Origin of the sequence: Sporosarcina saromensis, from assembly GCF_033253735.1 — a bacterium.
In the GTDB taxonomy this organism is placed as follows: domain Bacteria; phylum Bacillota; class Bacilli; order Bacillales_A; family Planococcaceae; genus Sporosarcina; species Sporosarcina saromensis.
The window spans coordinates 1-13,386 of the sequence record NZ_JAUBDI010000038.1 but is presented as its reverse complement, the minus strand read 5'-3'; the positions used below and the strand labels follow the sequence as shown (position 1 = coordinate 13,386).

The 13,386-nt window shown below is 42.0% G+C and carries 11 protein-coding genes and 1 rRNA gene; 8 read left to right on the top strand and 4 right to left on the bottom strand.

Annotated elements, in window-relative coordinates:
* Positions 1 to 78: ribosomal RNA gene (rrf, locus tag QT711_RS19655) — 5S ribosomal RNA — on the top strand; the annotation flags it as partial.
* A 1,028-nt stretch (positions 79 to 1,106) separates the two neighbouring features.
* Here the strand turns inward: rrf and QT711_RS19390 are convergent.
* The 3 genes from QT711_RS19390 to efeO are packed head-to-tail and all read right to left on the bottom strand — an operon-like array spanning position 1,107 to position 4,949.
* Positions 1,107 to 2,780: an FTR1 family iron permease gene (locus tag QT711_RS19390; RefSeq protein WP_317946896.1), complete on the bottom strand. Its 1,674-nt coding sequence runs from the start codon at positions 2,778 to 2,780 to the stop codon at positions 1,107 to 1,109.
* 40 nt (positions 2,781 to 2,820) lie between these two features.
* Entirely contained in the window at positions 2,821 to 4,098 is a 1,278-nt protein-coding gene (gene efeB, locus QT711_RS19385; protein ID WP_317946895.1) for an iron uptake transporter deferrochelatase/peroxidase subunit, read from the bottom strand.
* A 5-nt stretch (positions 4,099 to 4,103) separates the two neighbouring features.
* Positions 4,104 to 4,949, bottom strand: coding sequence for an iron uptake system protein EfeO (gene efeO, locus QT711_RS19380; protein WP_317946894.1), 846 nt, complete (start codon positions 4,947 to 4,949; stop codon positions 4,104 to 4,106).
* A 147-nt stretch (positions 4,950 to 5,096) separates the two neighbouring features.
* On the opposite strand from efeO, the gene QT711_RS19375 reads away from it, so the two are divergent.
* The 5 genes from QT711_RS19375 (at position 5,097) to QT711_RS19355 (ending at position 9,370) form a co-directional block, all read left to right on the top strand.
* Positions 5,097 to 5,777, top strand: coding sequence for an ankyrin repeat domain-containing protein (locus QT711_RS19375; RefSeq protein ID WP_317946893.1), 681 nt, complete (start codon positions 5,097 to 5,099; stop codon positions 5,775 to 5,777).
* A 261-nt stretch (positions 5,778 to 6,038) separates the two neighbouring features.
* Entirely contained in the window at positions 6,039 to 6,854 is an 816-nt protein-coding gene (locus tag QT711_RS19370) for a YihY/virulence factor BrkB family protein (protein WP_317946892.1), read from the top strand.
* Positions 6,855 to 6,857: 3 nt separating this feature from the next.
* A complete protein-coding gene (locus tag QT711_RS19365; RefSeq protein ID WP_317946891.1) occupies positions 6,858 to 7,529 on the top strand; it encodes a response regulator transcription factor in 672 nt (223 codons plus the stop codon).
* On the top strand, positions 7,526 to 8,905 hold the full coding sequence (locus QT711_RS19360) for a sensor histidine kinase (protein ID WP_317946890.1): 1,380 nt from the start codon (positions 7,526 to 7,528) through the stop codon (positions 8,903 to 8,905). The genes QT711_RS19365 and QT711_RS19360 overlap by 4 nt, the downstream gene beginning before the upstream one ends.
* Before the next feature lie 75 nt (positions 8,906 to 8,980).
* Positions 8,981 to 9,370, top strand: coding sequence for a hypothetical protein (locus tag QT711_RS19355; RefSeq protein WP_317946889.1), 390 nt, complete (start codon positions 8,981 to 8,983; stop codon positions 9,368 to 9,370).
* Positions 9,371 to 9,491: 121 nt separating this feature from the next.
* Here the strand turns inward: QT711_RS19355 and QT711_RS19350 are convergent, their stop codons facing one another.
* Positions 9,492 to 11,303 (bottom strand): type IA DNA topoisomerase, encoded by a 1,812-nt coding sequence (locus tag QT711_RS19350; RefSeq protein ID WP_317946888.1) that lies wholly within the window; start codon positions 11,301 to 11,303, stop codon positions 9,492 to 9,494.
* 209 nt (positions 11,304 to 11,512) lie between these two features.
* On the opposite strand from QT711_RS19350, the gene QT711_RS19345 reads away from it, so the two are divergent.
* Together QT711_RS19345 and QT711_RS19340 are read left to right on the top strand one after the other, a co-directional pair.
* Positions 11,513 to 12,736, top strand: coding sequence for a hypothetical protein (locus tag QT711_RS19345; protein ID WP_317946887.1), 1,224 nt, complete (start codon positions 11,513 to 11,515; stop codon positions 12,734 to 12,736).
* Positions 12,737 to 12,740: 4 nt separating this feature from the next.
* Positions 12,741 to 13,277 (top strand): helix-turn-helix domain-containing protein, encoded by a 537-nt coding sequence (locus QT711_RS19340; RefSeq protein ID WP_317946886.1) that lies wholly within the window; start codon positions 12,741 to 12,743, stop codon positions 13,275 to 13,277.
* Positions 13,278 to 13,386 lie beyond the last annotated feature (109 nt).

The window sequence follows — 13,386 nt, the reverse complement described above, 5'->3', positions numbered from 1 at the left end:
ACCGAACACGGAAGTTAAGCTCTTCAGCGCCGATGGTAGTAGGGGGCTTCCCCCTGTGAGAGTAGGACGTCGCCGGGCAAAGGCCATCCCCTGTGGGGGGTGGTTTTTTTTGTGTTTTCAGGAGATTTTTAAAACGGCGGTTGAACATGAAGATTAGGCTGCTTTCTTTAATAGGTTATGAGGCGTTTCGGGTAAATATGCGCCGATTGGAAAGGTTATGCCGCGAATGATGGATTTATGAGCCGTTTGTCGGAAGTATGCCGCGTTTGAGCAGTTTATGCGGCTTTCTATATAAGTAAGAGGTGTTTAGATGACTTTTGATAGTTCTTCCTCTATAGGTTTCTAGTCTGCGGTTAAAATCTCCACAATAACTCCTTTAAATTGTAAAAAGCTATCAGTCGCAATAATAGATCAAGAAGCTACCTACGTTGTTAATAAATTTAATTTGAAGGAATGGAAGAGATCAGCAATAGGACAACTGCCTAATATCTCCACTAGTCTAATGCTTAAATTAGAGGATACTTTCTATAAGGGTTATGAGGCGTTTCGGGCAAGTATGCGGCGATTGGGAAGGTTATGCCGCGAATGATGGATCTATGAGCCGTTTGTCGGTAGTATGCCGCATTTTGGCGAAATATGCCTCGTTTGAGCAGTTTAAGCGGCTTTCTATATAAGTAAGAGGTGTTTAGAGGACTTTTGATAGTTCTTCCTCTATAGGTTTCTAGTTTGTCGTTTATATCTCCACAATAACTCCTTTAAATTGTCAAAAGCTATCAGGTGCAATGATAGATCAAAGGAATGGAATAAAACACCGCAAAATTCGTTGGAACGCGGCATACTTTGCTCAAACGGGGCAAAAGCAAAAGAAACGCGGCATACTTTGCTCAAACGGGGCAAAAGCAAGAGAAACGCGGCATAACGGTGCTCAAACGGGGCAAAAGCAAAAGGAACGCGGCATAATGACCCTCAAACGGGGCAAAAGCAAAAGAAACACAGCATAACGAGCTCAAACCGCAAAAGCTATTAAGCCGGGCTAAACAGTAGTTGGAACATATTCAAAGTCCCCAACCAACAAAAAAACCGCCCATTTGAACGGGCGGCAAACATCAAGCAGTTACTAGTTTTTCTTGTTTTCTCTTATAGACAATCGTCCCTGTTACTAGCAATAGTAGGATTAATTGCGCAGTGATTGTTTCAACTGTAGGATTGAATCCGATGATATTCACAATAGGCAATCCTGACACGACGTGTGTAGGGAGTACGTTTGTTAATTGTAGCGTATGTATACTGACGCCTATGATCTTGAATGCTAGAACATAGATGAAAAATGTTGCGACCGCAAAGAATCGATGAATTGGAATGCGCCCTGTCATGCGAAGAAGGATGATTGCTGCTAGTAGTAAGATTGATAGTGCAAGTGCAATACCAGCTGCAAACTCGGTTGTAGACATGTTCGGTGCGATTCCTGCATAGAAAACGATTGTTTCGGCGCCTTCTCGGAATACAGATAAGAAGCTGATGAACGCCATTGCCCAAATGCTTTGTTTGGAGATCGCGTTGTTTAGGCGTTTAGAAATGTATTGATTCCAAGAAAGGACTGTAGCCTTACTGTGAAGCCAGATACCTACTCCTATCATCAGGGCGGCAGCGAGGAGACCAATATAGCCTTCCATTCGTTCGCGACTAATTCCAATGGTAACCGATTGGAAGACGGTGGACATGATTAGCGCAGCAATTGCACTAATTGCGATGCCGGCAAGTGCGCCGAGATAAATCCATTTTTTTGCTTGTTCTTGGCCTGCTCTTTTTACAAATGCGACGAGTCCAATGACAATTAGTAATGCTTCCAAGCCTTCACGTAATAGAATGAGGGCTGAATCCCAAAAACTATAGGAATTATCCCCTTGTAATAAAGCAATTTGCTGATGAAAATTGTCAAGCTCCTCAATAATCGCTTTCTCATTTACTTGTTTTTTTGTAAGATCACTCACTAACAACGGTAAGTCATTTTCAATTTGTTGATACAGAGAGGCATTCTTTGTTCTAATTTCCCCTTCTACATTTGGCCACGTTGTAATGAATGCTTTTAGGGTGTTAGCAGCTTCATTGTATTGTTGTTGCTCAACTTGTTGCTTGCTTTGATCTAGTAGGTCAAGGAGGGAGGCTAAGGAGTATGTCCCTTCTTCGTTTTTCAACTTCTTGCCATTGCTAAAATCTGTGATAGCTGTTTGTAATGCTACATATTGCTCTTTCAAGGCGCCCTTGTCAATTTCTTCTGCAGCTAGAGCGATTCGAATGAATGCAGATTGTGTTTCGATGTTGCCATATGCTGCAAGATCTTGTTCACGGACAGGACGTTCATTTCTTGTCCAAGATGTGATGAACTGCTTATTTGCACCTTCAATCTTCTGCCGATCCCCGCTGTCAATAGCAGCTCCTAATGCATCCAATGAAGGTTGAATCGCCTTCGCAAACTTATCACGTTCTGCACGTTCATCGACGGGATTTTCTGCTTTTTCAAGGTTGTGTACAGATTTAGATAGGGCTGAAAGTGCTTCGAGTTGTTGCTTTGTATTATTAGCGTTCACTACAACTTTCAACTGCTCATCGATTTGTTTTGCTTCTTCAAGATTACTTGGTTTCATTTCGGACCAAGTGGTTTGAAACGCATCTATCGCTTCATCGACAGCAACTTCTTGTCCTTGTTTTGCATTCATGATCGCGTCACCGATTGCAATGTATAGATCGCTGTACGAATCAGCCGCAAAAACGGATTTCATTGCAATGAAAATAAATAATAGGGCTAGTAGGCTAATACGTCTACAATGATTTGAAAAGTGCTTCACCGATATAACTCCCTTTTTGAATACCAGGGAAGCAAGCGAACATTGCGCTGCCTCGATGTGTAATGTATTCGTTCAATTTATCGACACGGCCAAAGCTGTTCTGGATTTTAATGAACTGCTTCGGGTGTTTTTGAAAAGATATAAAGAGTAGTCCCGCATCATAAGTCCCTGTAGCGTCAATAACGCCAGATGAGTATGAGAATGAGCGACGTAACATGCGTTCACCTGATTCTCTTGCTAGGCGAGCGTGTGAGTCGGCAGGTATGGTAGGTTGACCGGATGCATCTTTTCTTTCAAGTCCAAGGTCATCGTTTTCCTGATGAAGGCCGATTGGTGCACCGGTATCGCGATGTCTGCCGAATGTTGCTTCTTGTTCACCTAGCGCGGTACGGTCCCACGTTTCTAGATGCATTTGAATACGGCGTGCAACTAAGTACGTCCCGCCAGTCATCCAAGAAGCTGTTTCGCCAGGCTGAACCCATACGACTTCGTTCATATCCGTCTTGCTCTTTGTATTGACATTGACGGTCCCATCTTTAAAAGCAAATAAATTTCTTGGCGTTTGCTTTTTACTCTTTTTCATAGGATAGGAGTTAAATCCGGCTTGTGACCACTTCATCGTTACTTTTCCGGAAGCGGCTCGTATTAAATTCCGTACAGCATGAAAGGCGACTTGCGGATCGTCTGCACAAGCTTGAATGCAAATATCTCCGCCTGTATAGGTTGGGTCAAGTTGATCTTTTGGAAAATGAGGTAAGTCCGTTAACTCTTTTGGTCGCTTGTGTGCAAGTCCTAAACCGGGTTTATCGAACAAAGAAGGGCCCACACCGAATGTAATGGTTAAATTTGATGCATCGAGTCCTTTGGCTTCACCCGTATCTTTTGCCGGGACGTATCCATTTGTTGAAGAATCACCAATAGGCTCGCCATTCATTAAGCGAACCGTTAGTGGAGTCCAAGTTTTAAATAAGTCTTGCAACTCTTTTAGTGATGTTACAACGACATTCAATGATGCGAAATAGACATGTGTCGGAACATCTGTGGCGATACCGGATTGATGGGCACCATAAAAATTAATTTTGTTAGTTGCACGTTCATCATCATCAGGCATTGCCATTCCAAACACACTCATGAGACTGCCCAGTCCAGAGGCACCGAGTGCTACACCTGCTGCACCGGCACCTGTGTACTTAAGCATTTGGCGACGAGAAATTTTCTTATCGTAGAATTTTACTTCTTTCTCTTCGGTCATTTCATTCACTCCATGATGATGCCCATTTGGCTTAATGGCTCACCGAGCTGGTTGACGGCTTCTGATAATGCTTTCGTGTCTGTAGCAGTTAGGTCTTCATAGGACACAAACTTACCGTTGCCGTCTTCATAGGCTGCAAGAAGGTTATCAATTGTAGCAAATTTATCGGTTAATTCTTCTGTAAGTGCAGGATCTTTCGCGGCAATTTTTTCTTTAAGAATTGTGAAGATCTTTTCTGCACCTTCAATGTTTGCTTTGAAATCATATAAATCTGTATGAGAATAAATCTCCTCTTCTCCAGTAATTTTTGAAGTGGATACTTCATTCAACAGGTCTACGGATCCCGTAATCATTAAGTCCGGTGTCACTTCAACCGTTTCTACACGAGCACGCAGTTCTTTAGCATCTTTTAACAATTGGTCTGCGACGGCTTCGTAACCGGCAGTTGTGTTTTCGACCCAAAGGCCATATTCGATTTTATGGTAACCTGACCAGTCCTCTTCTCCTTTACCTTCGTCTTGTAGGTCTGCAAGGCGCGCATCAATCCGTGGGTCCAAGTCGCCAAAGCTTTCAGCAATCGGTTCAGATCGCTCAAAATACATACGTGCTAACGGATAAATCGATTTCGCTTTTTCCACCTCGCCGTTTTTCACAGCCGTTACAAATTTCTCTGTTTCGATGACGAATTGATCCATCTGTTCCAATGCGAAGTCTTTATATGCATCTAATTCTTGTTGCAAATCGATAGAAGTAGTTTCTTGTTTGACGGTTGTATTTGTATCTGAATTTGTACAGCCAGCCATTAACATACCACCAGCTAACAATACAGATATAAGTGATTTTGTTTTCATAGAGATCCTTCTTTCTAAAGTAAATGAATTACTTTATCAATGATAATCATTCTCATTAATTTGTCAATAGAAAATGCAGGAAGAAAGTTGAATTTTTTGCGTCTAGTTCGTAATGATTTAGAATGGACAGAAGGAGGTAAGTAGTAGATGAGAAGACTATTACTAGCAGTACTCGTATTTGTAGGTGTGTTACAAGGTTGTTCAAAAACACAGGTGAATAAAGAGGAGGATGTGCAAATGAATTCATTATTTATCGCTGCAGAGCAGGGTGATTTGCAGGCAGTTAAGCAATTAGTTGATACAGGTGTCGATGTGAATGCGCAAGACGATAAGGGACGGACGGCTCTTATGATAGCAACGTATGCGCGTAATGTGGATGCGGCAAAGGCACTGATTGATGCGGGTGCGGATGTGAATCTACAGGACGATATGAAAAACAGTCCGTTTTTATATGCAGGCGCTGAAGGATATATGGAGATATTGAAGCTTACGATTGCTGCAGAGGCAGATCCGACGGTTGTAAATCGGTATGGAGGGACAGCATTGATTCCTGCGGCGGAGCGTGGGCATGTGGAGACAGTCAAGTTGTTGCTGGAGGAGACGACTGTTGATGTGAATCATGTAAACAACTTAGGATGGACAGCGTTAATGGAAGCCGTTATCTTGAATGATGGCAATGAAAAACAACAGGAAATTATCACTATTCTCATTGAGCATGGGGCAGACGTTACGATTCCTGACTCGGATGGTGTGACGCCGTTGCAACATGCGAAAGCAAAAGGATTTGTGGAGATTGAGAAGCTGCTTCTTGAAGCAGGAGGAAAATAAGGTTACATGCATCTCGCGCGGGCACTTGCGCGGGATTTTTTTGATTATTGACGTTGTAAAACAACTTGGTGTCAATGAAAAGGCTAAGGAACATGTGGTGTTGCTAAACAACTTGAGCTTAGCGAAAGGAGTAACTTTACAAATTGGTTGCTTAAAAACATACGTATGACGTTCGAAAAATCAGGACGGTTTCGAAAATTTTTGGGGCATTCTATTTCTACGGCAAGAATAGGGTATATTGATGACAGGAGGTGGGAAAAGGTGCTTTTCGTTAATGTGATTAAGCGATTTTTCAAAGGTCGGTTTTTTGACCAGGCGGCACAGACGGCGTATTACTTATTGCTATCCATGTTTCCTTTTCTCATATTTCTTTTCTCCCTCGTTAGCTATTTGCCGGTGGATGAAGAGATGTTTCTCGCTTTTATTAAACCGTTTGCGCCAAGTGAAGCGTATTCGATTATTGAGCAAAATGTTCGGGCTATCATTTATAAAGTGCAGGGAAAAGTGTTATATACGAGTCTTGCCATTGCTTTTTGGATTTCATCTGTGGCGGTGCAGTCGTTAGCGCGATCGCTTGATCTGGCCAATGGGTATGTTCGAAAGTATCCGTTTTGGAAAGTGTTGATTCGCGATTTAGGGGTGACGTTTTTATTCATGCTAGTGTTGTCATCTTCATTGTTTTTACCATTAATAGAGCGGGCTTTGCGTGAAGTTGTGACGTATTATGATACTGTCGAGCAGTGGCAAGGGTGGTTGTATATTTGGCCGAATGTGAAGTGGGGATTAGGTACGCTGTTTTTATTTCTCTTCTTCCTATTGTTTTACAAAGTCGTTCCGACAGGTAAAATGAAAGTGAAGGAAGTCGTGCCTGGTGCGGTCTTTTCTGCGCTCGGTTGGCAGTTATTTTCTCTTGTTTTTGGAAGTTATGTTGCAAATGTCGATTATACAAAAATTTACGGACAGTTATCAGGCATTATTTTACTTGTGTTGTGGTTTTATTTGACCGCAGTGATTTTAATGCTTTCGGGACTGTTGAACTCGGAGTGGCGTAGGTCGTTAAGTAGGAAGGGGAGATGAATGATGCGGATTCTTGTTGTGGATGACGATCCGAATATCGTGGAGCTGGTGACTATCCACTTATCGCAAGCGGGATATGATGTACTGAAAGCAGCAAATGGTGTAAAGGCACTTGAACTGTTGGAAGAAGATTTGCCGGATTTGGCTGTCGTGGATGTGATGATGCCCGGGATGGATGGGTATGAATTGACGAAAAGACTTCGTGCCGAAGCGGATATCCCGGTTTTATTGCTCACGGCGAAAGGGGAGCTGGAGGATAAGGAAAGGGGCTTCTTGGCGGGTTCGGATGATTATGTTGTAAAGCCGTTCGAACCGAAGGAACTGTTGTTTCGAATCAATGCGATTTTACGTCGGTATGACAAAGCGGTCGATGTGCATATTCAAGTTGGTCCATTGAAAATTAATCGACAAAGCTATGAAGTGTCAATTGGCAAAAAGGTATTGTTGTTGCCATTAAAAGAATTTGAGTTGTTGTCTGTGCTCGCTTCCAAACCGAATCATGTGTTTGAAAGAGATTTCCTCATTGAACGTGTATGGGGGTTTGACTATGAGGGGGATGAACAGACGTTGAATGTACACATTAAACGATTAAGGGATAAGCTGGAAGGTCTTCCTGAAGCGATTAAGATTTCGACGGTGAGGGGCGTCGGCTATAAGCTTGAGGTTTCATCATGAGGTCATTGTATGGGAAGTTTTTGACGTTCACGCTAGGCATTATGATTGCGAGCGCAGTTATCGCATTTCTTGTCGTGAATACATATTACCATCAGCAATTAAAAGGGCAGAATGACACGAAGAATATGAACATCGCATTGTCGATTGCATCATATATTGAATCGGATGAACACGGCGATCTTCGGAATTATTTTAAGACACAAGCGGATGCGGGATATAAAATCTTTGTTGCCGATGAACAGGGTAAGGTTATGAAGTTTGGGGCTCCGTTCCGAGTTGAGAATTTGGACAAGCAATCGATTCAAGAGGTACTGGACGGCAAACTGTATCACGGTATGCGTGACTTGAAAACAGAAACATTCATGACCGGTTTCTTTTCAGATGAACTCGCCAATACGGTTGGCGTGCCTTTTACATATGAAGGAACGACGTACGCTCTTTTCATGCGACCGGATATTAAACTATTGTTTACGGAAGTGCATTACTTGTTAGGGGGTATGGTGATCGTCATGGCGATTGTCAGCTTGTTGTCGATGTTAATTGTCGCGAAAAAGTTGATCGAGCCGATTACAAAATTGACGGTCGCTGCGAAAAAGGTTGGGGAGGAGCAATTTTCAGGGACGCTTGATATTAATCGACAAGATGAAATTGGGCAGCTAGCGCAAAGTTTTCAACGGATGACGGAGCGGTTGAGTGAAAATGATCGGATGCGCAAGGAATTCATTAGTGATGTATCTCACGACTTTCAAACACCGCTACTGAATATTAAAGGGTTTGCAGAATTACTTGTGGATGAGGAACTTTCACCTGATAAGCGAAGCAGTTATGCAAAAGTCATTCAATCTGAGACGGAGCGGTTGTCTTCATTGACAAAACAACTATTGTTATTGACTTCTTTAGATCAACTTGAATCTCCGTTAAGACGCAGAGCATTCCGTCTGGATGAACAGGTAAAAGAGATTGTCCGCAAGTTTAGGTGGTTGCTAGAGGAAAAGCAGCTGTCGTTATCGATGGAACTGGATGAAGTAGAGTTTACAGGGGACCCTTCATTTTTGGAAAAAGTGTGGGAGAATCTGTTGTCAAATGCGTTAAAGTATACGCAGTCCAATGGGGAGATTGATATTCGACTTACGAGTAAGTTGGATACTGTGGAAGTGCGTATACGTGATACCGGAATGGGCATTGCAGAAGAACATTTGAGTCGGCTCTTTGACCGTTTTTACCGTGTCGACCATTCAAGGACGCGGGAAATTGAAGGGACCGGTCTCGGGTTGTCCATCGTCCATCAGGTTGTGCAGCTCCATAAAGGGTCGGTGAAAGTTGAGAGTGAAGAAGGTGTTGGAACGACTTTCATTGTAACGCTATCAAACTTGTAATGTGTTGTTCATATTCCGTTCATGTTGGGAATGTATTCTATAGGAAAGACATGAATGAAACAGGAGGAATACGCAATGCAAGAAAAATGGAGTTTACGTTTAATCCGTATTTCAGCGGTTTTTGGTTTAATTGGCGCATTTTTAGGTTCACATATGGCGGGATCAGGATCTTATGCGTTCCGTCCAATACACGCACACATTCTCGTCGTCGGTTGGTTGTCCGTCTTTGCATGGGGTGTATTTTATAAGCTTTATCAAGTACGTGCGAAGAAGTTGGTTGCCGTTCATGGATGGACTGCCATCATCGGATCCATCGGCTTAACAGCAGGCATGTGGTTCCAATTCATGCAACCATTCGGCCTCAACGAAACCTTTTCTCTAATCTTCTATATTGTTGGTGGAAGCGTATTATTACTCAGCTTCGCCCTCTTCATCCTCATCGCGTTTTTAGTTAAAAAGAACTAAAAAAACGGTGCCTGTCCCCAACACAATTAGGAACACTCTGAATAATTTCGAGGCCCGGCATCAAAATGGACAAAAAACCGACCTTCTCCACTAGGGAGAGGTCGGTTTTTCGTGGGATGGCTTACGTAAATACTAAGTTCAATTTACCGTTCTCCAATTCAAGGCTTGCGCTGAACTGGTTGCCGTTATTGGCAGTGAAACCTTTGATGACATTCGTTTTCCCTTTTGTACAGAGCAATTTCACTTGGGCGGGCGTCAGTTTCTTTTTCAAAAATATGCCAGGAAACGTCTGTTTACAGCCGTTTTTATAGTTGCTGCATCCGTAAAAGGATTTATGCGCAATAATCATCCCTGTCTTACAATGAGGGCAAGGGGCTACTTGGGCTGCTTGGTAGGAACTGCGTGATTTAGATTGCCGTGGCGGTACAAGTGATGCATCGATCGGCGTTGCTTCCAACTGCCGTGGTACTTCTTCCAATAACTTAACAAGGAACTTCTCGATGTTTTCCAGAAAATGTTGTCCGGTTCCTTCGCCATTACCGATTTTTCGCAAGTACGCTTCCCATTTCGCAGTCATCGATGGGCTCGCAAGCAAGTTGCCTTCAATCGCTTGGCAAAGGACACGACCTTTTGCGGTAATGGAGACGATGTTTTTTGCTACGGTAATATAGCCATGCTTTTTGATCGTCTCGATAATTCCACTTCGTGTCGCTTCAGTGCCCAATCCTTCAATTTCCTTCAAAATATCCGTCTCGTCTTTATCGTCGACAAGCTTCCCGCATGTTTTCATCATCGCGATGAGTTGCCCTTCTGTATAAGGCTTCGGGGGCATCGTCTTACCTTCTTTAATGTCGATCGCACTCTGCACCGATTCTTGATTGCGCAGTGGCGGTAAAGAGGGTTCATCCTTTTCGTCTTTTGACCGTTGGAATAACGCTTTCCACCCTAAATCACGTTCCGTTTTTCCGGTAGTAAAAAACGCTAGTCCATTCACATCCGTCGTTACTTTCGTTTCCGTGTACAAATAATCGGAATGGAACATCGCAAGCGTCGTCCGGACGACTTCTTCATACAAGTTCCTTTCAAGAGGAGACAGGCGCCCCAGCACCGCTTGTGTCGGAATCTTCTTCGTCGGAATGATTGCATAGTGCTCCTGAACTTTTGAACTGTCAACATAGCGCTTTTTCGGTGCAAGAGAGGCAACAGGGAATGAATGGCAAATGAGCTGTTGGTAATCGCCGACCTGGTCCTTCAAGTACGCAAATTCGTTTGGCGTAATATGTCTCGCATCCGTCCGTGGATACGTAACAAGCTTTTTCTCATAAAGCCCTTGCATGATTTTCAATACATCCGCTGGACTTGTCTTCCATCGACGGTTCGCAGTTGCCTGCAAAGTGGATAATGCATGCAGTTGAGGTGGCGGCGTCCGTTTATCCGTATGCGTAACAGAGGAAATGACACCGGGTGAATCTGGTCGAATGCCATGATTTCTTAGTAACTCTTGAATAATCTCCCGTTTCGGCTCTTTCGCTTTTGCTTTCCCTTTATACGTCCCTTGCTCCGCGGTAAACGTCGCTTCCACTTCAAAAAACGGTTCCGATACAAACGTCTCAATCTCCCGTTGCCGTTGGTAAATCAAGTACACAGTAGGCGTTTGTACGCGTCCAATCGGAAATACCTCTTCAACGCCCTTTGCTTTTAAAAGCAGCGTATACAGCCGAGATCCATTCATCCCAACGAGCCAATCACTAATTTGACGGGCTTTTGCTTCCTCATACAGCATTAAGTCCTTCCGATTGTCCCGCAAATTCGCAAAACCTTTCCGTACTTCATCCACTTCCAAGGAGTTGATCCATAGCCGTTTGATCATCTGATTGCGTGCGCCAGTTTGGTAATAAATGCTGTAGAAGATATTTGATCCTTCGCGATCCACTTATCTCCATAACATTGCACATAATATGAATGTACATATATGTATCACCGAATTGCTTGTTAACCTAATTAGGTTAAGGGATTTCGTGTATAATGACAAGTTAATTGTTGCACATAAAGAATATTCTTGCTACTCTAATATCAATTCATATCTACTATATTTCTTATTGTTAAATATTGTACAAAAATAAGAGGATAGGAGGCTTATTAATGGATAGAAAGATCCTTTATTTCGATAACAACCTATCCATAAAGTTTAGTACGATTCCTGTTTGGATTGATTATATCTTTCACAGCAATGGGGAGATAGAGAAGAAACACTTTGCTGTAATAGGGTTGAAAGATATGGAGCTTGATGTACATGTAATCCATCCAATTAGTCAGTTTATCATTGATAATTGGAAAAGTAGACAGTACAACACCCAGCGCAAGCATGCGAATAATGTTGTTCAGTTTTTAAATTACCTGGCTGATAGAAGGAGACAATTAAAAATCTCCTCTTTGACAGATTTGACAATTAATCATGGAACGGAGTATCTAAATCATTTAGCGTTAAAAGGAGTTAAAAGATCAACAGTAAAAGATGCCGAAAGAACCTTAACGCCATTTTATTTTTGGCTAATGAAGATAAATATAATTCCTTTAGAACCAGAAAGGGTTTTGGAGAAAAAAGAAACTCATTTAGGAACGTATTTTGAATCTCCATTTCAACCTTTGTACCCGTCAAAATTAATGAAAGAGATTGAACATACGTTGCCGATTAATTACATTCCACTGTTGCTGGAGGTGGCTATAGCAGTAGCGAAACCGGTCGCATTAGGCTTGTACTTTCAATTATTCGGTGGCCTAAGGGTTTCTGAGGTAGTGAATTTAAAGAGAACACAAGTAGCCAGGAGGCTGCAAGAAGGTGACTTTATCTTGCAGCTCCAGAATCAAAACTTCCGAACAGACTTAAAAGAACATGCCTCGGTAAAAAAGGTGCGAACACAGCGGGTATTAGAAATAAATGATTGGGGTCATAGTCTGTTTAAAGACCATATTAGCCTTTATAAGCCTAGCGACGGAAGTAACGCATTATTTGTTAATAGGGATGGTAAAGCATTATCCCAAAGAAGTTATAGACAATACTTTCAAAAGGTGAAGGATCATTTTATTGCTTTACTTGAAAATCGTGGCGATAGTGAACAGAAGCTTTTAGCGAAGCATTTGAAACATATGAAATGGTCCACGCATATTGGACGTGGTACATTTACCAACATGATTGCAGAAGATGCAGAAAACCCTTATGAAATAGCTCACCTTCGTGGGGATTCTAATATCAATTCATCCTTAACATATATGGTTTCAACTGAAAGGATTCATAAGAAAATTGAAGATAAGTTTTCGAATATGCATGAAGTATACATTCCTAAATTAATAGACAGAAGGGGGTGACAGTTTGGGGAATCGTGAAAGTGGATCTAATAGTGGTGACTATTTATCAACAAATCAGGTCTCTAAAATGCTAGGAATAGGACTTAATGACGTTAACGGTTTGATTAGGGGTAAACATTTTCCGAATGCAGTTAAGGTAGAAGGTAGATGGAGAATCCCTGTAAATGAATATGATAACTACAAAAATAATTTGAAGGATACCACTAACTGCTTAACTGTTAAAGAATCGATAGAAAGACTTGGCTACAAAGCTGGCAATAATGCTTCTGTATTGGAATTAATAAAGAAATCCAAGCTACCTAATGCATTTAAACAGAATGCACAGTGGTGGATACCGGAAAATGACATTAAACATATCGAAGAAATAATACTAGAATCATTAAACGTGAAGCAAGCATGTGAGCGGCTCAAAGTAACATCGGCGAACTACATTACAACCTTGATTACTAGAAACTTTTTTCCGAATGCATTTAAACTCGACAAAGGTTGGAGAATCCCTTTAAAAGATATAGTGAAATATGAAGAGATGATGCTACTCTAAAATTAGGACTCAGCGAATAGGGAGAGTTATAATAAACTTATCCAACTGAGCGGAGTGAAAAAAGATGAAAAGACAGTATGACAAAGAATTTAAAATGGATGCAGCCAAG

Coding starts and splice junctions, on each gene's coding strand:
- QT711_RS19390 (WP_317946896.1), bottom strand. CDS start 2,780: ATGAAATCCGTTTTTGCGGCTGATTCGTACAGCGATCTATACATTGCA.
- efeB (WP_317946895.1), bottom strand. CDS start 4,098: ATGACCGAAGAGAAAGAAGTAAAATTCTACGATAAGAAAATTTCTCGT.
- efeO (WP_317946894.1), bottom strand. CDS start 4,949: ATGAAAACAAAATCACTTATATCTGTATTGTTAGCTGGTGGTATGTTA.
- QT711_RS19375 (WP_317946893.1), top strand. CDS start 5,097: ATGAGAAGACTATTACTAGCAGTACTCGTATTTGTAGGTGTGTTACAA.
- QT711_RS19365 (WP_317946891.1), top strand. CDS start 6,858: ATGCGGATTCTTGTTGTGGATGACGATCCGAATATCGTGGAGCTGGTG.
- QT711_RS19360 (WP_317946890.1), top strand. CDS start 7,526: ATGAGGTCATTGTATGGGAAGTTTTTGACGTTCACGCTAGGCATTATG.
- QT711_RS19355 (WP_317946889.1), top strand. CDS start 8,981: ATGCAAGAAAAATGGAGTTTACGTTTAATCCGTATTTCAGCGGTTTTT.
- QT711_RS19345 (WP_317946887.1), top strand. CDS start 11,513: ATGGATAGAAAGATCCTTTATTTCGATAACAACCTATCCATAAAGTTT.